Annotated in this window: 20 protein-coding genes; 12 read left to right on the forward strand and 8 right to left on the reverse strand. The window is 66.6% G+C overall.

All coding sequences use genetic code 11. The annotated features are described in order from the left end of the window. Positions 1–116: 116 nt before the first annotated feature. The 10 genes from K3G64_RS11950 (at position 117) to K3G64_RS11995 (ending at position 10,659) form a co-directional block, all read left to right on the forward strand. Positions 117–881 carry an MlaE family ABC transporter permease gene (locus K3G64_RS11950; protein WP_238950059.1) on the forward strand — a complete coding sequence of 255 codons (765 nt, stop codon included), beginning with the start codon at positions 117–119 and terminating at the stop codon, positions 879–881. Positions 882–909: 28 nt separating this feature from the next. Beyond that, complete coding sequence (locus tag K3G64_RS11955; RefSeq protein WP_238950060.1) at positions 910–1,752, forward strand: MlaE family ABC transporter permease; 843 nt, start codon at positions 910–912, stop codon at positions 1,750–1,752. 5 nt (positions 1,753–1,757) lie between these two features. After that, positions 1,758–2,957, forward strand: coding sequence for an MCE family protein (locus tag K3G64_RS11960; RefSeq protein ID WP_238950061.1), 1,200 nt, complete (start codon positions 1,758–1,760; stop codon positions 2,955–2,957). 64 nt (positions 2,958–3,021) lie between these two features. Next, entirely contained in the window at positions 3,022–4,059 is a 1,038-nt protein-coding gene (locus K3G64_RS11965; RefSeq protein ID WP_238950062.1) for an MCE family protein, read from the forward strand. After that, positions 4,052–5,110, forward strand: coding sequence for a virulence factor Mce family protein (locus tag K3G64_RS11970; protein ID WP_238950063.1), 1,059 nt, complete (start codon positions 4,052–4,054; stop codon positions 5,108–5,110). Before K3G64_RS11965 ends, K3G64_RS11970 begins: the two co-directional genes overlap by 8 nt. Beyond that, positions 5,107–6,579 (forward strand): MCE family protein, encoded by a 1,473-nt coding sequence (locus K3G64_RS11975; protein ID WP_238950064.1) that lies wholly within the window; start codon positions 5,107–5,109, stop codon positions 6,577–6,579. The genes K3G64_RS11970 and K3G64_RS11975 overlap by 4 nt, the downstream gene beginning before the upstream one ends. Further along, positions 6,576–7,736 carry an MCE family protein gene (locus tag K3G64_RS11980; RefSeq protein WP_238950065.1) on the forward strand — a complete coding sequence of 387 codons (1,161 nt, stop codon included), beginning with the start codon at positions 6,576–6,578 and terminating at the stop codon, positions 7,734–7,736. The genes K3G64_RS11975 and K3G64_RS11980 overlap by 4 nt, the downstream gene beginning before the upstream one ends. Further along, positions 7,737–9,488, forward strand: coding sequence for an MCE family protein (locus K3G64_RS11985; protein ID WP_238950066.1), 1,752 nt, complete (start codon positions 7,737–7,739; stop codon positions 9,486–9,488). It begins immediately after the preceding gene. After that, entirely contained in the window at positions 9,488–10,177 is a 690-nt protein-coding gene (locus K3G64_RS11990) for a mammalian cell entry protein (RefSeq protein WP_238950067.1), read from the forward strand. Before K3G64_RS11985 ends, K3G64_RS11990 begins: the two co-directional genes overlap by 1 nt. After that, positions 10,177–10,659, forward strand: a complete 483-nt coding sequence (locus K3G64_RS11995) for a mammalian cell entry protein (protein ID WP_238950068.1) — start codon at positions 10,177–10,179, stop codon at positions 10,657–10,659. The genes K3G64_RS11990 and K3G64_RS11995 overlap by 1 nt, the downstream gene beginning before the upstream one ends. On the opposite strand, the gene K3G64_RS12000 is transcribed toward K3G64_RS11995, so the two are convergent. The 4 genes from K3G64_RS12000 to K3G64_RS12015 all read right to left on the reverse strand — a co-directional run bounded on the left by K3G64_RS12000 (position 10,646) and on the right by K3G64_RS12015 (position 13,156). Beyond that, positions 10,646–12,127, reverse strand: coding sequence for an alpha,alpha-trehalose-phosphate synthase (UDP-forming) (locus K3G64_RS12000; RefSeq protein ID WP_238950069.1), 1,482 nt, complete (start codon positions 12,125–12,127; stop codon positions 10,646–10,648). The two genes, K3G64_RS11995 and K3G64_RS12000, sit on opposite strands and share 14 nt — an antisense overlap. After that, the gene (locus tag K3G64_RS12005; protein WP_238950616.1) at positions 12,128–12,292 is read right to left on the reverse strand and encodes a hypothetical protein; all 165 of its coding nucleotides are present in this window, start codon (positions 12,290–12,292) and stop codon (positions 12,128–12,130) included. A gap of 48 nt (positions 12,293–12,340) precedes the next feature. Continuing rightward, positions 12,341–12,703, reverse strand: coding sequence for a hypothetical protein (locus K3G64_RS12010; protein ID WP_238950070.1), 363 nt, complete (start codon positions 12,701–12,703; stop codon positions 12,341–12,343). Between the two features lie 99 nt (positions 12,704–12,802). Next, positions 12,803–13,156, reverse strand: coding sequence for a hypothetical protein (locus K3G64_RS12015; protein ID WP_238950071.1), 354 nt, complete (start codon positions 13,154–13,156; stop codon positions 12,803–12,805). 169 nt (positions 13,157–13,325) lie between these two features. Here K3G64_RS12015 and K3G64_RS12020 point away from each other — a divergent pair, with 169 nt between their 5' ends. Together K3G64_RS12020 and K3G64_RS12025 are read left to right on the forward strand one after the other, a co-directional pair. Continuing rightward, positions 13,326–14,258 (forward strand): enoyl-CoA hydratase, encoded by a 933-nt coding sequence (locus tag K3G64_RS12020; RefSeq protein WP_238950072.1) that lies wholly within the window; start codon positions 13,326–13,328, stop codon positions 14,256–14,258. A 45-nt stretch (positions 14,259–14,303) separates the two neighbouring features. Next, on the forward strand, positions 14,304–15,143 hold the full coding sequence (locus K3G64_RS12025; RefSeq protein WP_238950073.1) for an SDR family oxidoreductase: 840 nt from the start codon (positions 14,304–14,306) through the stop codon (positions 15,141–15,143). Positions 15,144–15,159: 16 nt separating this feature from the next. Here the strand turns inward: K3G64_RS12025 and K3G64_RS12030 are convergent, their stop codons facing one another. Genes K3G64_RS12030 through K3G64_RS12045 form a run of 4 tightly spaced genes read right to left on the reverse strand, consistent with a single transcriptional unit; the run spans position 15,160 to position 19,549 of the window. Next, positions 15,160–15,630, reverse strand: coding sequence for a (2Fe-2S)-binding protein (locus K3G64_RS12030; RefSeq protein WP_238950074.1), 471 nt, complete (start codon positions 15,628–15,630; stop codon positions 15,160–15,162). Then, complete coding sequence (locus tag K3G64_RS12035; RefSeq protein WP_238950075.1) at positions 15,623–16,498, reverse strand: FAD binding domain-containing protein; 876 nt, start codon at positions 16,496–16,498, stop codon at positions 15,623–15,625. The genes K3G64_RS12030 and K3G64_RS12035 overlap by 8 nt, the downstream gene beginning before the upstream one ends. Continuing rightward, positions 16,495–17,190 (reverse strand): SRPBCC family protein, encoded by a 696-nt coding sequence (locus K3G64_RS12040; RefSeq protein ID WP_238950076.1) that lies wholly within the window; start codon positions 17,188–17,190, stop codon positions 16,495–16,497. Before K3G64_RS12040 ends, K3G64_RS12035 begins: the two co-directional genes overlap by 4 nt. Before the next feature lie 22 nt (positions 17,191–17,212). Then, a complete protein-coding gene (locus tag K3G64_RS12045; RefSeq protein ID WP_238950077.1) occupies positions 17,213–19,549 on the reverse strand; it encodes a xanthine dehydrogenase family protein molybdopterin-binding subunit in 2,337 nt (778 codons plus the stop codon). Positions 19,550–19,571: the final 22 nt, after the last annotated feature.

The following is a 19,571-nucleotide window of genomic DNA, read 5'->3' on the forward strand; positions in this document are numbered from 1 at the left end:
ATCCGGCTCACTAAGAGCAACGCTTAGACCCGGGGTGGGAAGCCTGCTGTGGCAATACGTTTCAGTTCTTCGCCACAGCGCACGCCGAACACTCCGCCCCGAGAATGGAGCCGAGGTTGATCGAACAGCTCGCGGCACCGGCTCGGGCGGTGGGCGGGTTTGTCGAGATGGCCTTCGACACCTTCGCCAAGACTTTTCGGCGCCCATTTCAGTTCAGGGAGTTTCTCGACCAGACATGGATGATCGCGCGGGTCTCGCTGATCCCGACGCTGCTCGTCGCGATTCCCTTCACCGTGCTCGTCGCGTTCACGCTCAACATCCTGCTCCGTGAGATCGGCGCGGCCGACCTGTCGGGGGCGGGCACCGCGTTCGGCACCATCACCCAGCTGGGACCGGTCGTCACCGTGCTGGTGGTCGCCGGTGCCGGCGCGACGGCGATCTGCGCCGACCTGGGCGCCCGCACCATCCGCGAAGAGATCGACGCGATGCGGGTGCTGGGTATCGACCCGATCCAGCGGCTGGTGGTGCCCCGGGTACTGGCGTCGACATTCGTCGCGCTGCTGCTCAACGGCCTGGTCTGCCTGATCGGCCTCTCGGGCGGCTATGTGTTCTCCGTCTTCCTGCAGGGCGTCAACCCCGGTGCGTTCATCAACGGTTTGACGGTGTTGACCGGCCTCCCTGAGCTCATTTTGGCGGAAATCAAGGCGCTGCTGTTCGGTGTGGTCGCCGGACTGGTGGGCTGCTACCGCGGACTCACGGTGAAGGGCGGCCCCAAGGGTGTCGGCATCGCGGTGAACGAGACCGTGGTCTACGCCTTCATCTGCCTGTTCGTGATCAACGTGGTGATGACCGCCCTCGGTGTGCGAGTGCTGACCCGATGATCAGCGCCTGCGCGAAGAAGAGACAGCCGTGAGCTACGACGTCAGCGTGCGCTTCCGCCGCTTCTTCAGCGGCGTGCCAAAGGCCGTGGACATCATCGGCGAACAGGCGCTGTTCTACGGCGAGACGATGCGACACCTGCCCAACGCGGTGACCAGGTACCGCACCGAGACCATCCGCAACATCGCCGAGATGACCATGGGTACCGGCGCGCTGGTGATGATCGGCGGAACGGTCGGTGTCGCGGCGTTCCTGACCCTGGCCTCGGGCGGCGTCATCGCCGTGCAGGGCTACTCGTCGCTGGGCAACATCGGCATCGAAGCGCTCACCGGCTTCCTGTCGGCCTTCCTGAACGTCCGCATCGTTGCGCCGGTGATCGCGGGCATCGCTCTGGCCGCGACGATCGGGGCCGGCACCACCGCTCAACTCGGTGCGATGCGCGTCGCCGAGGAGATCGACGCCGTCGAGGCCATGGCCGTGCACTCGGTCTCCTACCTGGTGTCCACCCGGTTGATGGCCGGAATGGTCGCGATCGTCCCGCTGTACTCGCTGTCGGTGCTCGCGGCCTTCTTCGCCGCGCGCTTCACGACGGTGTTCATCAACAACCAGTCCGCCGGACTGTACGACCACTACTTCAACACCTTCCTGGTGCCCACCGACCTGTTGTGGTCGTTCCTGCAGGCGATCGTGATGGCGATCGCGGTGATGCTGGTCCACACCTATTACGGCTACCACGCCTCCGGTGGCCCGGTCGGCGTCGGCGTCGCCGTCGGTCAGGCCGTGCGCACCTCGCTCATCGTCGTCGTGACGATCACCCTGTTCATCTCACTCGCCGTCTACGGCGCGTCCGGCAACTTCAACCTCTCGGGATAACCGCGATGGCAGGCGAAGACGCGAAGCGCAGCCATGTCAGGATCGCCGCGGCGATCCTGGTGGGGATTCTCGTTGCGGCAACGGTGTTCACATATATGTCGTACACGGCGGCGTTCACGTCGACGGATACGGTCACTGTCACCTCCCCACGCGCGGGCCTGGTGATGGAGCGCGACGCGAAGGTCAAGTACCGGGGCATCCAGATCGGGGAAGTGAAGTCGATCGAGTACGCGGGCGATCAAGCGAAGCTGACGCTGTCGATCAACAGCAACGAGATGCGGTATGTCCCGGCCAACGCCGACGTCCGGATCGCCGGCAATACGATCTTCGGCGCCAAGTCCGTGGAGTTCGTGCCGCCCGAGAACCCGACCGGCCAGTTGCGTCCGGGTGCCGCCGTGCAGGCGTCTTCGGTGCAGCTAGAGGTCAACACCCTGTTCCAGACCCTGACCGACGTCCTGCAGAAGATCGACCCGATCCAACTCAACGCGGCGCTGAGCGCGCTGGCGGAGGGCCTGCGCGGCAACGGCGACGACCTGGGCGCTCTGTTGGCCGGCCTGAACACTTATCTGCAGCAGCTCAACCCGAAACTGCCCACGCTGCAGGAAGATCTGCGCAAGACCGCCGTGGTGGCCAACATCTACGGTGACGCCGGCCCCGACCTGGCGCGCATCTTCGACAACGCGCCGGCGATCAGCGACACGATCGTCGACGAGCAGGACAATCTCAACGCTACATTGCTCGCCGCGACCGGCCTGGCCAACAACGGAACCCAGACGCTGGAACCGGCGGAGACCGACTACATCGCGGCGATCCAGCGGCTGCGGGCGCCGCTGAAAGTGGCGAGTGATTATTCGCCGATGTTCGGCTGCCTGCTGGAGGGCACCGCGTTGGCGGTCGACCGGTTCGCCCCGATCATCGGCGGCATCCGGCCCGGCCTTTTTGTGTCATCGAACTTCATGCTCGGCGCCCCTGCGTACACCTACCCAGAAAGTCTGCCGATCGTGAACGCCTCCGGTGGACCCAACTGCCGTGGTCTGCCCAATGTGCCGAGCAAGCAGTTCGGCGGCTCCTGGTACCGCTCACCGTTCCTGGTCACCGACAACGCCTACGTTCCGTACCAGCCGAACACCGAGTTGCAGTTCGACGCGCCATCGACGCTGCAGTGGCTGTTCAACGGCGCCTTCGCGGAAAGGGACGACTTCTGATGAGCCGGTTGCGCCGCGATGAGCGCTTGCGCGAAGAGCCGTCCGCGAAGAAGCGAGGTCTCTGATGAAGCGTGACCGGACGCTGCTATACGTCAGCATCTTCTCGGTGGTCATGGTGTTGGTCGCCGCGATGTTGGTGGTCGTCTTCGGCGAGTTCAGGTTCACCGCGGAGAAGGGCTATCACGCAACGTTCACCGACGCCTCGCGGCTGAAGTCCGGTCAAGACGTGCGGATCGCGGGTGTGCCCGTCGGCACCGTGAACGCGGTGAAGCTGAACGCCGACAACACCGTCGATGTGGCGTTCGACGTCGCCAAGCGCTATCAGCTCTACTCCTCGACGCGTGCAGTGGTGCGCTACGAGAACCTGGTCGGCGACCGGTACCTCGAGATCACCTCGGGCCCGGGTGAGTTGCGCAAGTTGCCGGCCGGCAGCACTATTCCCGTCGCCAACACCCAACCCGCGCTCGATCTGGACGCGTTGCTGGGCGGGCTACGGCCGGTGCTCAAGGGACTCGACGGCCACAAGATCAACGACGTCAGCAGTGCGGTGATCGAACTGCTGCAGGGCCAGGGCGGTGCACTGTCGAACCTACTGTCGACCACCAGTGCGTTCGCCCAGAACCTGGCCGCGCGCGACCAGTTGATCGGCGACGTGATCAACAACCTGAACACGGTGCTGGCCACAGTCGACGAGAGGGGCGCCCAGTTCAACGACAGTGTGGACCAACTTCAGCGGCTCATCACCGGTCTCGCCGAGGGCCGCGACCCGATCGCGGGCGCCATCGGTCCGCTGGCCTCGGCCGAGAACGACCTGACCGACATGCTGCGGCAATCCCGCAGGCCGATCCAGGGTGTCATCGAGAACGTGCGCCCGCTGGCCCAGCGTCTCGACGAGCGTAAGGCCGACGTCAACAAGGTGATCGAACCGCTCGCCGAGAATTATGTTCGGCTCAACGCGCTCGGCGCGTACGGCTCGTTCTTCAACATCTTTTACTGCTCGGTTCGGATGAAGATCAACGGTCCCGCGGGCAGCGACATCCTGATCCCGCTGGGCGGCCCGCCGGATCCGTCGAAGGGCAGGTGTGCGCCGATCAATGAGTAGACCCGACGATTCGAATCCGCTCCGTACCGGCATCTTCGGCATCTTCCTGGTGGTATGCGTGGTGCTGGTGTCGTTCGGTTACAGCAGTCTGCCGTTCTTCCCGCAGGGCAAGCCGTACGAGGCGTACTTCACTGACGCCGGCGGCATCTCGCCCGGCAACGACGTCAACGTCTCCGGCGTCAACGTCGGCCAGGTGACCGGCGTCGAGCTGGCCGGCGACACCGCGAAGGTCACCTTCACCGTCGAGCGTGACATCAAGGTCGGCGATCAAACCATGGTCGCGATCAAGACCGACACGGTGCTCGGGGAGAAGTCGCTGGCGGTGACGCCGCAGGGCAGTGGCGAGGCGACCAGTATCCCGTTGGGGCGCACGACGACTCCGTACACACTGAATAATGCGCTGCAGGACCTCGGGCAGACCGCCAACGAGCTCGACAAGCCGCGATTCGAGCAGGCACTGCAGACACTCACCGACTCGCTGCGGTACGCGACCCCCCAGTTGCGTGGCGCGCTCGACGGCGTCGCGAGCCTGTCGCGCAGCCTGAACAAGCGCGACGAAGCGCTCGAACAGCTCCTCGGTCATGCCAAGCGGGTCTCCGACACGCTTGCTCAGCGCGCCGGCCAGGTGAACCAGCTGATCGTCGACGGCAACCTGCTGTTTGCCGCGCTCGACGAGCGGCGTCAGGCGATCAGCAACCTGATCGATGGCATCGACGATGTCTCCGAACAACTCTCGGGCTTCGTGGCCGACAACCGCCGTGAGTTCAGACCCGCGCTGGAGAAGCTGAACCTGGTGCTGGACAACCTTCTCGAGCGCCGCGACCACATCAGCGAGGCGCTCAAGCGGCTGCCGCCGTACGCCACCGCGCTCGGCGAGGTGGTCGGTTCTGGGTCCGGCTTCCAGATCAACCTTTACGGGCTGCCGCCGGCGCCGCTGGCCGAGGTGCTGCTGGACTTCTATTTCCAGCCAGGAAAGCTGCCTGACAGCCTGGCCGACTACCTGCGCGGATACATCTCCGAGCGCATGATCATCAGGCCGAGGTCACCATGACGCAAGCGACATCGACCTCTGATCGCGGCCGCTGGCTGCGCGTGGCCGTGATGGTGGCACTGGTCGTCACGCTGATCGTCGCCGTGCTGCTGGTCATGCCGTCGCGCAGCGGCACCAAGTTGACCGCCTACTTCACGTCCGCGGTCGGGTTGTACCCCGGCGACGATGTCCGCATCGTCGGCGTGCCGGTGGGAACGATCGATTCGATCGAACCGCGGCCAACCGACGTGAAGGTGACCATGACGGTGGAGGACGGCGTCGAGGTCGCCGCCGACGCGAAGGCCCTCGTCGTTTCGCCGAACCTGGTTGCGGCGCGGTTCATTCAGCTGACACCCGCTTACACCGGCGGTCCGAAGATGGCCGACGGCGGCGAGATCGGCATGAATCGTACCGCGGTGCCGGTCGAATGGGACGAGGTCACGGAGCAGCTCACACAGCTGAGCGCCCAGCTCGGCCCGAAGCCGGGGTCGGTACAGGGTCCGCTGACCGCCTTCGTCAACCAGGCCGCCGACACGTTCGACGGCAACGGTGACTCATTCCGGCAAGCCCTGCGCGAACTCTCTCAGACGGCGGGCCGCCTCGGTGACTCGCGCACCGACCTGTTCGGCACCATCCGAAACCTGCAGGTGTTGGTCGACGCGCTGTCCAACAGCAACGAGCAGATCGTGCAGTTCTCCGACCATGTCGCATCCGTGTCGCAGGTGCTGGCCGACAGCACCGCCGACCTCGATTCCACGCTGGGCACGCTGAACCAGGCGCTCGTCGATGTTCGCGGCTTCCTCAACGAGAGCAACAGTGCGCTGATCGATCAGGTCAACAAGCTCACCGACTTCACCAGCATCCTGACCGAGCGCAGTGAGGACATCGAGCAGATTTTGCACATCACGCCCAACGGCCTGTCGAACTTCTACAACATCTACAACCCGGCACAGGGCACCGTTGTCGGCCTGCTCACGCTGCCCAACTTCGCCAACCCGGTGCAGTTCATCTGCGGCGGCACTTTCGAGGTCTCCTCGTCACCCGACAATTACAAGCGCACCGAGATCTGCCGCCAGCGCATGGGCCCGGTGTTCAAGCGCATCGCGATGAACTACCCGCCGCTGATGTTCCATCCGATCAACAGCATCACCGCCTACAAGGGCCAGGTCATCTACGACACCCCGGCGACCGAGGCGAAGGCCGAAACCCCAGTGCCGTATCTGCAGTGGCAGCCTGCGCCGGGCGTCACGCCACCGCAGTTGTCGGGCAACACGGATCTCAGCTCGCTGATGGTGCCGCCCGCACCGGATGCCGCGCCAGGGGAGTCGTCGCCGCCCGCGGCCTCGCATGCCGGTGGCCCGGCCGCCGGGTTGCCCGCGGAGGCACCGCTGCCGGCTGCCGATGTGAATGCGACCGAGCCTGCGCCCGTGAACGCGCCGGTCGCTCCCATCCCGATGCCGGCCCCACTGCCCGGTGGAGGTGCCCCGTGATCCGCAGGGTGATCGCACTGCCGGCGTTGGCGGCGGTGCTGGCAGGCTGCTCGTTCGGCGGGCTCAACTCGCTGAACATGCCGGGCACCGCCGGCCATGGCGCGGGGTCCTACAAGATCACCGTCGAGCTGCCCGATGTCGCGACGCTCCCGCAGAACTCGCCGGTCATGATCGACGACGTCACTGTCGGCAGTGTCTCCCGCATCGGGGCGGTGCAGCGCTCGGACGGCACGTTCTATGCGGCGGTGCAACTTTCGCTGGACGGCGATGTCGAGCTGCCCGCGAACGTCACTGCGACGGTGGCACAGACGTCGTTGCTGGGCTCACAGCACGTCGAGTTGGCCGAGCCCGTCGGTCAACCCGGTGTCGGTCAGCTGACGAACGGCTCGACCATTCCGCTCGAGCGCATCGGCCGCTATCCGACCACCGAGGAAGTGCTGTCGGCGCTGGGCGTCGTGGTGAACAAGGGTAATCTCGGTGCGCTGCAAGACATTACGGACGAGATGTACAACGCCATCGCCGGGCGTGACGGTACCTTCACCGACCTGATCCCCCGGCTCGCCGAGCTGACGAGCTCACTGGACCGGCAGACCAACGACATCATCGCCGCGATGGAGGGGCTCGATCGGTTCGCCGGCATCCTGGCGCGCAGCAGGGACGGGTTGGGACGCACGCTGGACCGCCTGCCCGCGGCGTTGCAGGTGCTCAACGACAATCGGGCCAACATCGTCGACGCGTTCGGCGCGTTGCAGACCTTCGCCACCATCGCGTCGCGGATCCTGGAGCAGACCAAGGACGACTTCGCCGCTGACTTCACGGACCTGTACCCGGTGATCAAGGCGTTCAACGACAACGCCGACTACTTCATCAAGGACCTGGAACTGCTGCCGACCTTCCCGTTCCACTACGAGTACCTGAAGAACGCGGTGCGCGGCGATTATTTGAACGTGTACGTCACCTTCGACCTGACGCTGCGGCGCTTAGGTGAGTCGATCTTCACGACCTCGTGGGGCCTGGATCCGAACATGAAGCGGATGCACGACGTGATCACCCCGCCGGACTTCATGACCGGATCGCTGGCGAACCTGTCCGGACAGGCCGCGGATCCGTTCGAGATACCCGCAGGTACGGCGACGCAGCACGGGGAGGGGCCCTAGATGCTGACCCGCCTCACCAAATTCCAGCTGGCGATCTTCGCGATCGTCACGGTGCTCACCGTCAGCGCGATCTCGATCTTCTACCTGAAGTTGCCGGCCGCCGTCGGTATCGGCGCCTATCACGTCAGCGCCAACTTCGTTGCCGGCGGCGGTATCTACGAAAACGCCAACGTCACCTACCGGGGCGTGACCATCGGGCGAGTGACCTCGGTGGGTCTCGACAAAGACAGCATCGTGGCCGACATGCGGCTCAACAGTGGAACGCCGGTGCCCGAGAACGTCACTGCCACCGTCAGGAGCGTCTCGGCCATCGGCGAGCAGTACATCGACCTGGTACCTCCCGAGGATCCGGCGCAATCGACGCTGCGCGAGGGGGACAACATCGGCGTGGGCAGCACGGCGATCGGACAGGACATCGCCGGCCTGCTGCGCGAGGCCGACGCTTTGCTGAGCAGCGTCGGTGACAGCCGCATCCAGGAGTTGCTGCGCGAGGCGTTCACGGCGTTCAACGGGTCCGGTCCCGAGCTGGCCAGGCTGATCCAGTCGTCGCGGCTGCTGGTCGACGAGGCCAACGCGAACTACGGGCAGACGACGCAGTTGATCGATCAGGTCGGGCCGTTCCTCGAAGCGCAGATCCGCAGCGGTGACGACATCCGGTCGCTGGCCGATGGCCTGGCGCGGCTGACGACGCAGGTGGCCAACGCCGACCCGCACCTGCGCACCACTCTGCAGACCATTCCGGGCACCACAGCCGAGGCCAATGAATTGTTCAGCGGCATTCGGCCGTCGTTTCCTGTGCTGGCAGCCAACCTCGCCAATTTCGGGCGCATCGGCGTCATCTACCGCAAGTCGTTGGAGCACTCGCTGGTGGTGTTCCCGGCGTTGATTGCCGCGTTGAATACCGTCGCAGGTGGTGTGCCGGCGGACGAGGGAGGCAAGCTGGACTTCAAGATTTACCTGCAAGACCCCCCGGGGTGTTCAACGGGTTTCGTCCCCGCCACGGAAATTCGCTCACCCGCAGACGAGACGCTACGAAACCTGCCGAACGATCTGTACTGCAAGGTGCCGCAGAACGATCCCAGCGTCGTGCGTGGCGCGCGCAACTACCCGTGCCAGGAGTTCCCCGGCAAGCGGGCACCCACGGTGGCACTCTGCCGCGATCCGCGCGGGTACGTCCCGATCGGGAACAACCCGTGGCGCGGCGCGCCCGTTCCGGTCGGCACGCCGATGGACGTCATGGAGGACGACACCCCCGAGGATGGGCGCAACATCCTGCCGCCCAATAAGTTCCCCTATATTCCCCCTCAGGTGGACCCGGACCCCGGCCCACCGGCCGTGCAGTTACCGCCCGGTGTCCCGCAGGGCCCCGGTCCGGCGCCGCATGCGCCGTTCCCGCTGCCCGTGCCGCCCAACGAGGTTCCGCCGACGCTGCCGCCGGCGTGGCCGTTCTTCGCGCCGCCCGATCACGTGGTGCCGCCCTACGCCCGGACCCCGCCGCCCGCACCGGCGGGGTCCGTGCCGCCACCGCCGGGTGTCGCTCCGGCGCCACCGCCGGCCGAGGGTCCGCCGTTGCCCGCCGAGGCGCCGCCGATGGCGGCGGGGACGGGAATGGGCCCGACCATCGCGACCTACGACCAGAACGGCAGGTTCGTCGACCCGGAAGGCGGAAGTGGCGTAATCGCGGCCGCTACTGACAAACTGGCGCCTGCAGAGAACTGGGTAGATTTGATGTTGGCTCCAAGGCAGGCGTAATGACGGAAAACACGGGTTCGACCGCGACGGCAACGAGGCCCACGGGGCGTCGGCGCGCGTCCCGCCCGGCCGGACCGGCGAGCGGCGAGACGGAGGCGACCGGCCGCGTCCAGGCGGCCAAGCCGCGGCGCGTCCGGTTGCCCAAACCCGCCGGGCCGCCGCCGCGCAGGCAGCCGAACCGCAAGCGGGTGGCGACGATGTTCCTAGCCGCGGCCGCCCTCGCCGTGGCGGTACTGACCGCGCTCAGTGTCGTGATGGTCGTGCAGCAACGGGACGCTGCGGCCGCCAGGGACCGCGATCAGCGCTTCGTCGACACCGCGGCACAGCTGGTGGTCAACATGTTCAGTTACGACCAGCAGTCCATCGACGCCAGCGTGGACCGCTTCATCAACAGCACCAGCGGGCCGCTGCGCGCGATGATGACCGAAGGCGATAACACCGAGAACCTCAAGATCCTGTTCCGGAGCACCGAGGCCAACGCTGAGGCGGTGATCAACGGTGCGGCGCTGGAGAAGATCGACGAAGTCTCGAAGAACGCCGCGGTGCTGGTTTCGGCGCGGATCACCGTGACCGACATGGACGGCAACAATCAGCCGTCGCAGCCGTACCGGTTGCGGGTCATCGTGCACGAGGACGACAACGGACACATGTCGGGCTACGACCTCAAATACCCCGATGGGGGCAACTGATGCGGCGCCTCGTCGGTGCGTTGTCGCTGCTGGCGGCGGTCGCGTTCGTCGCGCTCGCCGGTGCAGGCGGATGGCTGTACTGGAACCGCGTCCAGGAGCGCGGCGAACAGGCGGCGGTCGTGGAGCTCGCGCCGTTGGCCGAGAAGCAGATTCCGAAGGTGTTCGGCTACGACTACCAGACCGTAGAACGCAGTCTCAGCGAGGTGTATCCGCTGTTGACGCCGGACTACCGCGAGGAGTTCCAGAACCGCGCGACCGAGGACATCATTCCGCAGGCGCGGGAGCGCCAGCTGGTCAGCCAGGCCAACGTCGTCGGTGTGGGAGTGATGACGGCGCAACGCGAGTCGGCTTCGGTGATGGTCTTCATGAACCGCACCGTCACCGACAAGTCCAAAGAGCCGGTCTACGACGGCAGCCGGTTGCGCGTCGACTACGAGAAGGTCGACGGCAAGTGGCTGATCGGCTACATCACTCCGATCTAGCGGTCTGACCGGTTCGGGTCGCTGACTCCGTCGAGGTGAGCGCGTCGAGGAAGGAGCGGGCCCAGCGGTCGACGTCGTGTGCCAGCACCTGCCTGCGCAGCGCTCGCATCCGACGCCTGCCCTCCTCCGGTGACTGGCTCAGCGCGGCTTCGATGACGTCCTTGACGCCGTCGAGGTGATGCGGATTGGTCAGGTAGGCCTGGCGCAGTTCGGCTGCGGCGCCGGTGAACTCACTGAGGACCAGCGCACCGCCGAGATCGCTGCGGCACGCGACGTACTCCTTGGCGACCAGGTTCATGCCGTCGCGCAGCGGCGTCACCAGCATCACGTCGGCGGCGACGAAGAACGCGATGAGTTCCTCGCGGGGCACCGGCCGGTGCAGGTAGTGCACGATCGAATGGCCGACTTGGGCGTGTTCGCCGTTGATGTGGCCGACCTGGCGCTCGATGTCCTCGCGCATCGCCTTGTAACTCTCGACTCGCTCGCGGCTGGGCGTCGCCAACTGCACGAAGACGGTGTCCTCGGGGTTGACGCGCTGCTCGTCGAGCAGTTCGGAGACCGCCTTGAGCCGGACGTCGATGCCCTTGGTGTAGTCGAGCCGGTCGACACCGAGCAGGATCTTGCGGGGGTTGCCGAGTTCAGCGCGGATCTCTTTGGCGCGCTGGCGGATCGCGCGGGAGCGGGACTGCTGGTCGAGAGACGTCGAGTCGATGGAGATCGGGAACGCGCCGACCTTCACGGTGCGGAAGCCGACGTTGACCTCACCGAACCGGGATCGCACCCCGACCGTCGCGCGAGACGTATTGGCGCCGACCAGCCGTCGCGCCAGAATCAGGAAGTTCTGGGCGCCGCCGGGCAGGTGGAAACCGACCAGATCCGCCCCGAGCAGCCCCTCGACGATCTCGGTTCGCCACGGCATCTGCATGAACAGCTCCACCGGCGGGAACGGGATGTGCAGGAAGAAGCCGATGGTCAGGTCGGGACGCAGCATTCGCAGCATCTTCGGGACCAGCTGCAGCTGATAGTCCTGCACCCAGATGGTGGCGCCTTGGGCGGCACTCTTCGCCGTCGCTTCGGCGAAGCGACGGTTCACCTCGACATAGGTGTCCCACCACTTGCGGTGATAGATCGGTTTGACGATCACATCGTGATACAGCGGCCACAGCGTGGCGTTCGAGAAGCCCTCGTAGTAGTCGGCGACGTCGTCGGCGGACAAGTTGACCGGGCACAGGGTCATGTCGTCCTGCTCGATCCGCTCCTCGCCGGCGTCCGGCACGCCAGGCCAGCCGATCCAGGCTCCGCGCCGACGCCGCAGCAGCGGCTCCAGGGCGGTGACCAAGCCGCCGGGGCTGCGCTTCCAGCGCGTACTCCCGTCGGACAGCTGCTCCATGTCGATCGGCAACCGGTTGGCCACCACCACGAAGTCGGCGTCACCGGAGCCGGCCGCCCGACCGCCCCCCTTGCTCACTTATGCCTCGAGCTTCGACGGTCCAATGCCGAGCATCGAAAGGAAGATCCGGCATTCGTCAGCATCATTCGCATAGGCGGCGACGACGCGCCGCGCCTGGCGTGCGGTGCTGTCGGCGAGCGGTTCGACGTCGCCGAGGTCGGCGGGATCAGGTTTCGCAGGCATACGACAACTGTAGGCGACAGCGTTGTCGCCGCTGGTCACTAGGCCAGACTACGGATTACGGCCGTCGCCGAAAACGGGCGCGGCCGGCGGGGTGACCGTCATGGCCTGCTCCTCCTCGGCGAGGCCGATGCACTGGCCGGAGTTGTGCCCGATGCACGGGATGCCACCGATGGTGGGGACGTCCGGGTTGCCGGGCAGCGTAGTGAAGGCCGAACCGGCATTGGGCACGGTGTGCGGCACGCAATTGCCGGTGAACTGGTCCGGCTCCTCACCGCCGGGGCAGCCCTGGGCGATCGGCGCAACGTCGGGCGGGGCCGCTGCGAAAACGGCGATCGCCGGTGCAGCCGCGACCGCAACCGCGAAGCCACCGGCAAGAATGAGTCGTTGTGCAGGGAACTTCTTGGTCGCCATCGTCACGCTTCCTGTAGTTATTGACCGTGTCGTCGGCATGGATTCTAGGGAAGCCAGCAGCTTTCTGCGCAGCTTCGGAGAGTTCCCAGGCAGCGGCGGTTAGGGGCTCGAGCTGATGGTCGAGCGGGGCTGCGCGGGCGGGCCGAAGGCGGCCTCGTTTTCAGCCAGGCCGAGGCAGGCCCCGGAATTGTGTCCGATGCACGGAATCCCCTGGATCTCCGGGACGTCGGGATTGGCGGCGGTGGTGGTGAACAGCGGAGGCGAAGTCGGAACCAGGTACGGGGTGCACGTCGTGGTGAACGTATCCCCCTCTTCGCCTGACTGACACCCCTGCGCCACCGCCGCACCGGGTTGCGGTGTCGGATAGAAACCGACCGCGGGGGCAGCGGCCGCCGCCACGATGAAGCCACCGATCGCGACAACTCGCCGCGGCGAGAACGAGGAATTCGACATTCCGCGATTCTAGAGAGCGAAGCTGTGATTCTGCACTGTTCTGGCTGCTGCTCATTGCCCGTCTTCATCCCGGGCAACCCAGCTGCGCAACGGGCACCGCTGCATGACATTTCTGCGATGCACCGTAATGTGCAGAGGGACCGAAGAGCTGAAGCAGAGGTGGTCGGCAATGGCGAGCCCTGATCTGACAGACGCAACCGCCGGAGGCGATGCGGCGCAACAGGTGACGTATGAGACGCTCGACGACGGGCAGATCGCGCGTATCTGGCTGAATCGCCCGAACGCGCAGAACGCGCAGTCCAGAACGTTGCTGGTGCAATTGGACGAGGCGTTCGGCCGCGCCGAGGCCGACGACCAGGTCCGGGTGGTGATCCTGGCGGCACGCGGCAAGAACTTCTCCGCGGGCCATGATCTCGGCTCCGAGGAGGCGATGCTGGAGCGCCAGCCGGGACCGGCCCAACACCCGACCTTTCGGTCGCACGGCGCCACCGTGAGCGCCATTGCGGAGCGGACCTACCTGCAGGAATGGCATTACTTCTTCGAGAACACCCGCCGCTGGCGCGATCTGCGCAAGATCACCATCGCCCAGGTTCAGGGCAACGCGATCTCGGCCGGCCTGATGCTCGTCTGGGCGTGCGACCTGATCGTCGCCGCGGACGATGCGAAGTTCAGCGATGTCGTGGCGGTCAGGATGGGCATGCCCGGAGTGGAGTATTACGCCCACCCCTGGGAATTCGGCGCTCGTAAAGCCAAAGAGCTTCTGCTGACCGGCGATTCGATCGACGCCGAGGAGGCCTACCGTCTCGGGATGGTGTCGAAGATCTTTCCGCGCGGTGAGCTCGAGAACAAGACGCTCGAGTTCGCCCGCCGGATCGCCGAACGCCCCACCATGGCGGCACTGCTGGTCAAGGACTCGGTCAACGCCGCGGCCGACGCGATGGGTTTCACCGAGGCGCTGCGGCATGCATTCCACATCCACGAACTCGGGCATGCGCACTGGGCGGCGCACAACGAGAACCGGTATCCGGTGGGCCTTCCGCCGAACGTGCCCGACTGGCGGACGCTCGGCCCGCCGAAGCCCGCCCGCCACGACGAGCCGTGACGTATAACTAGAACCTGTTCTAGTTGGTCGGCGAAGGGGTCTGCGGTGGAGTTGTCCTTGGCGGGTCGGACGGTGCTGGTCACCGGTGGCGGCAGCGGCATCGGCAAAGGTGTCGCAGCGGCAGTGGTGGCGGCGGGTGGCAACGCCATGCTGGTCGGCCGCAACGCCGACAAGTTGTCCGCGGCCGCGGACGAGATCAATGGCCAGGGTGCTCCCGGTTCGGCGTTGTACGAACCGGCCGACGTCACCAACGAGGACGAGGTCGCGCGGGTCGTGGAGGCGACGACCGCCTGGAACGGACGGCTGTACGGCGTCGTGCACTGCGCAGGCGGCAGCGAGACCATCGGCCCCATCACGCAGATCGACTCCGAACTGTGGCGACGCACCGTCGACCTGAACATCAACGGCACCATGTACGTGCTGAAGCACTCGGCGCGGGAGATGGTGCGCGGCGGTGGCGGCTCGTTCATCGGCATCTCGTCGATAGCGGCCAGCAACACGCACCGATGGTTCGGCGCCTACGGCGTCTCCAAGGCGGGCATCGACCACATGATGCAGCTGGCCGCAGACGAACTCGGTGCATCGTGGGTGCGGGTGAACTGCATCCGGCCCGGTCTGATCCGCACCGAACTCGTTGCGCCGGTTCTGGATTCGCCTGAGCTCAGTGCCGACTACGCGGCATGCACGCCGTTGCCGCGGCCGGGAGAGGTATCCGACATCGCGAATGCGTCGCTGTTCCTGCTCAGCGACGCGTCGAGCTTCATCACCGGCCAGGTGATCAACGTCGACGGCGGTCAGTTGGTGCGCCGTGGACCCGACTACTCGTCGATGCTCGAGCCACTGTTCGGCTCGGAGGGGCTGCGGGGGGTCGTCGCCGGACAGTAGGCGTCGTCCTGCGCCGCTAAGTCATCTCGGCCGCACGGTGTACGGCATTCACGATTCCCTGATAGCCGGTGCAACGGCAGAAGTTGCCGCTGAGCCCCTCGCGGATCTCTTCGTCGGTGGGTTTCGGGTTGTCGCGTAGCAGAGCGGTGATGGAGGTGACGAAGCCTGGCGTGCAGAAGCCGCACTGCAGCCCATGGCACTCGCGCAACGCGGCCTGCACCGGCGACAGGTCGCCGTCCGGCCCACCGATGCCCTCGACCGTCGTGACCTCCATGCCCTCGGCCTGCACCGCGAACAGCAGGCAGGCGCGCACCGCATCGCCGTTGAGCAGCACGGTGCAGGCACCGCACGCTCCATGCTCGCAGCCCAGGTGGGTCCCGGTCAGCCCGCACTTCTCCCGCAGATAGTCCGCGAGCGTGAGTCGCGGTTCCACCACCGCGGTGTGCTCGCGGCCGTTGACCGTCATCGAGACGCGCATGTCAGGCATCGGTTGCCTCCGTGGTGGCTGACGCCCAGGCGCGGGCGACCATCGTGGCGCCCACCCTGGCTCGGTACGCGGCCGACCCCTGCAGGTCGGACGGAATGTCGTCGATCCCGGACAGTGCGAGCCGACCGACTTCCTCGGCGCTGATGTCGGTGACCGGTCGACCCCTCACCGCTTCCTCCGCAGGCGTTCCCCGCAGCGGTGTCGACCCGAGCCCTAACAGCCCGATGCCACAACGTGATACGCGATCCTCATCGTCGATCTCAACCGCCACAGCTGCGCCGGCGATCGCGAAATCGCCGTGTCTGCGCGCGAATTCGGCGACGCCGAAGCCGGACCGGCCCCCCCACACCGGAAAGTCCACCGCGGTCAGCATCTCACCGGGCTGCAGCGAGGTCTCCCACAGGCCGGTGAAGAAGTCCTTGGCCTCGATCCGCCGCGACCCGGTCGGCGACAGCACGTCCATCTGTGCATCGAGCGCCAGTGCGACTGCGGCGTACTCCGCGGCCGGATCGGCATGCGCGATCGCACCGCCCAGCGTGCCTCTGGTCCGGATCTGGAAGTGACCGATGTAGGGCGTCGCCAGGGTGAGTAGCGGAACCGACTCGGCCACCTCGTCATCCATGCCGACGAACGAATGCGGCGTTCCTGCGGCCACCCGTACGGCGCCGTCGACCAGGTCGATGCTGCGCAGTTCCTCGATCCGGGAGATGTCGATCAGATTATCGAAGTGCGTCAGCCTCATCGCCAGCATCGGCACCAGGCTCTGGCCGCCTGCGAGGATCTTGGCGTCCTCGCCGAATTCGGCGAGCATGTCCACCGCCTCCTTCGCCGAGTCGGGGCGGTGGTAGGCGAAGGGGGCCGCCTTCATGACAGCAGCCGCATCAAGGCGGCCTGCAGATCCTCAGCCAGCACCGCGGCCGGCCCGCGCCTGCGTCGCCGGCCGACGAGATAGCCGACGGCCACGCCCGCCGTCAGCGCGGCCACCGCCGGTGCCGCGCGCTTGGCCATCGGCACCGCAACGACTTTCAGCATGTCGATCGATTCCCCGGCGTTGGGTTGCGCGGCGACCGCGGCCGTCTCCGTCGTCGGCGCCGGCCCGGTGCCCGGCGCGGAATCACCGAGGACGCTGGCTTCCAGCGACTTGGCGAACTGACCGATCAGGTTCGACGCCACATCGGCGAGCACGCCCCGGCCGAACTGGGCGGCCTTCCCCGAGATCGTTAGGTCGGTGGTGATGTAGACGGCGGTGGCGGCCGGTCCCGCTTCCTTCAACTGCGCGGTGACGAGCGCGGCGGCGTTGCCGTTGCCGCGCGTCTCCTTGCCCTCGGCCTTGAGCACCACCCGCTGGGCGCCGGCATCCTTCTCCTGGAAGGCCGCAATGCCCTTGTAGGACACCGTGATCGGGCCAACCTTTACCTTCACCGCGCCGGTGAATTCGTCACCGTCCACCGACAGAAGCGTGGCACCGGGCAGGCACGGCGCCACCCGTTCCACGTCGGTCAGCACCTCCCAGGTCTTGGCGGCGGGCACCGCGACCCGGAACTCGTTGGTCAATTCCATTTTCGATCCACTGCGTTGTTCCTCACTTCTTGGCTTGCTCGATCGCCTCGACGATCGCGGCGGGACTGGCGGGCAGGCGGGTGATCGTCACGCCCAGCGGCGCGAGGGCGTCGTTGATCGCGTTGATGACGGCCGGTGTCGAACCGATGGCACCGCCCTCGCCGACACCCTTGTAGCCGCCGACCCCCGGACCGGGGATCTCGACGTGCCCGTACTCGATGGTGGGCACCTCGGTGGCGGTCGGCAGCAGGTAGTCGACGAACGTCGACGACAGCGGGTTGCCGTCGGCGTCATAGGCCATGTCCTCGAGCAGCGCGCCGCCGATGCCCTGGACGGTGCCGCCCGCGATCTGTCCCTCGACCACGTTCGGGTTGATCATCGGCCCGACGTCCTCGCTGACGATGTAGCGCGTCAGTGTGACCTGACCGGTCTCGACGTCGACCTCACAGGTGCAGGCGTGCGTCGCGTTGGCCCAGTGGATCATCGCCTCAGGCGGGGAGGCGAACCGTGCCGTCGCCTCCAATGACGATGAAACTCCCGGTGGCAACTGTTGCGGCTCGTAGTGGGCGCGGAAGGCCAGATCGGCGAAACTCACCGCCTTGTCCGGGTTTTCGCGAACGAAGGCGCGCGAACCCTCCAACTCCACGTCGGACTCGTCGACTTCGAGGCGAGGCGCGGCCATCGCCACAAGTTGCCTTCGCAGGATCGCGCCCGCCTCGGCCACCGCGCCTGCGGTCATCGGGCCACTGCGGCTGCCCTGGGTCCCGGCGCCGTACGGCGTCACCGCGGTGTCGCCCTGGATCGTGGCCACGTCCTCGATGTCGGCGCCCAACGCGTCGGCCGTCAACTGCACCACGGTGGTCTCGATGCTGTTGCCCGTCGAACCGCCGTTGACGTAGACGTTGATCTTGCCCGTCGGCTCCATCCGTATGGTGGCGCCTTCTGTGCCCAGGTGACCCGTCGCCGCGCCCGTCGGTTCGATGTAGGCGGAGAAGCCCAGCCCGAGGTAGCGGCCCTCGGCCAGCGCATCCGCCTGCTCCTTGCGAAAGCCTTCGTGGTCGAGGATCTTGACGGCCTGCTCGAACGTGTCGGCGGGGGCGACGTGGTCGTACGGCATGCCGTTGGGGTTGAAGTACGGCATTTCATCACCGCGCAGGATGTTGCGCCGGCGCAGCTCGACCGGATCCATGTCCAGCTTGCGGGCCGCGATGTCGAAAAGCACTTCGCGGGCCAGTGTTTCGTACTGCCACGGCCCACGGTAGGCCGCCAGTCCCGCGGTGTTGGAGAACACCGTCTTGTAGTTGAAGCTGGCCTTCGGCACCCGGTAGGGGCCGGGGAAGAACATGCCGACCGCCGCGGTGGTCAGCACCGGGTACGGCGTCGGGTATGCGCCGATGTCGTAGGCGAAGTCGATGTCGACGGCGAGGATGGTGCCGTCCTCGTCGAGAGCCACTCGGGCGGTGCCGTCGACGTGGCGGGCCTGCCCTGCCGACATCAGGTTCTCGCGCCGGTCCTCGATCCACTTGAGCGGCGCGGGCACCTTGCGGGCCGCCAGCATGACGCACATGTCCTCGCGCATCGGCACGACCTTCTGTCCGAACCCACCGCCGGTGTCGCGCATGATCACCCGCACGTTGTGCGCCGGAATACCCAGAAGCCGCGCACAGAAGGCACGCAACTCGTGGGGTGTCTGCGTGGACGCCCACATGGTGAGTTCCTCGGTCGCGGGCGTCCACTCGACGACCATGCCCCGGCATTCGATCGGCACCGGCGCGTAGATCTGCTGGTACACGTTTGCCGTTGCCACACAGGCGGCGCCGGCGAAGGTCTCCTCGTCCGGTGGCGCCCCGCCCATGCCGCCTGCGACGTTGTCGGGGTAGGCCTCGTGCACCACCACATCGGAGCCCACGGCCTTGGTGAAGTCGGCGATGGCGGGCAACGGCTCGTAGTCGACCTCGACCGCGTCGACGGCGTCCTCAGCGAGGTAGCGGCTGTCGGCGATCACCAGCGCGACGGGATCACCGACGAACTTGACCTCACCCTCTGCCAGTGGCGGGCGTGGGGTGTCGGGAATGTCCTTGCCCGCGACCGCGTGCCACGCCTCCTTGACGTCGGGATTGAGGTCGTCGGCGGTGAACACCGCGTGCACACCCGGCATGGCCAGCGCGACCGATGTGTCGATGCCCTTGATCCTGGCGTGGGCAAACGGACTGCGCACGAAGCAGGCATGCAGCATGCCGGGCCGCACCACGTCGTCGACGAAGGTGCCGTGTCCGGTGAGGAGGCGGTTGTCCTCGATGCGTGGGACCCGGGTGCCTGCGTAGCGGGTCACCACCGTCCCCCCAGAAGCCGAAGTCACCGGTTCACCACTTCCATTAGCC

Source organism: Mycobacterium sp. IDR2000157661 (assembly GCF_022317005.1).
Lineage (GTDB): Bacteria > Actinomycetota > Actinomycetes > Mycobacteriales > Mycobacteriaceae > Mycobacterium.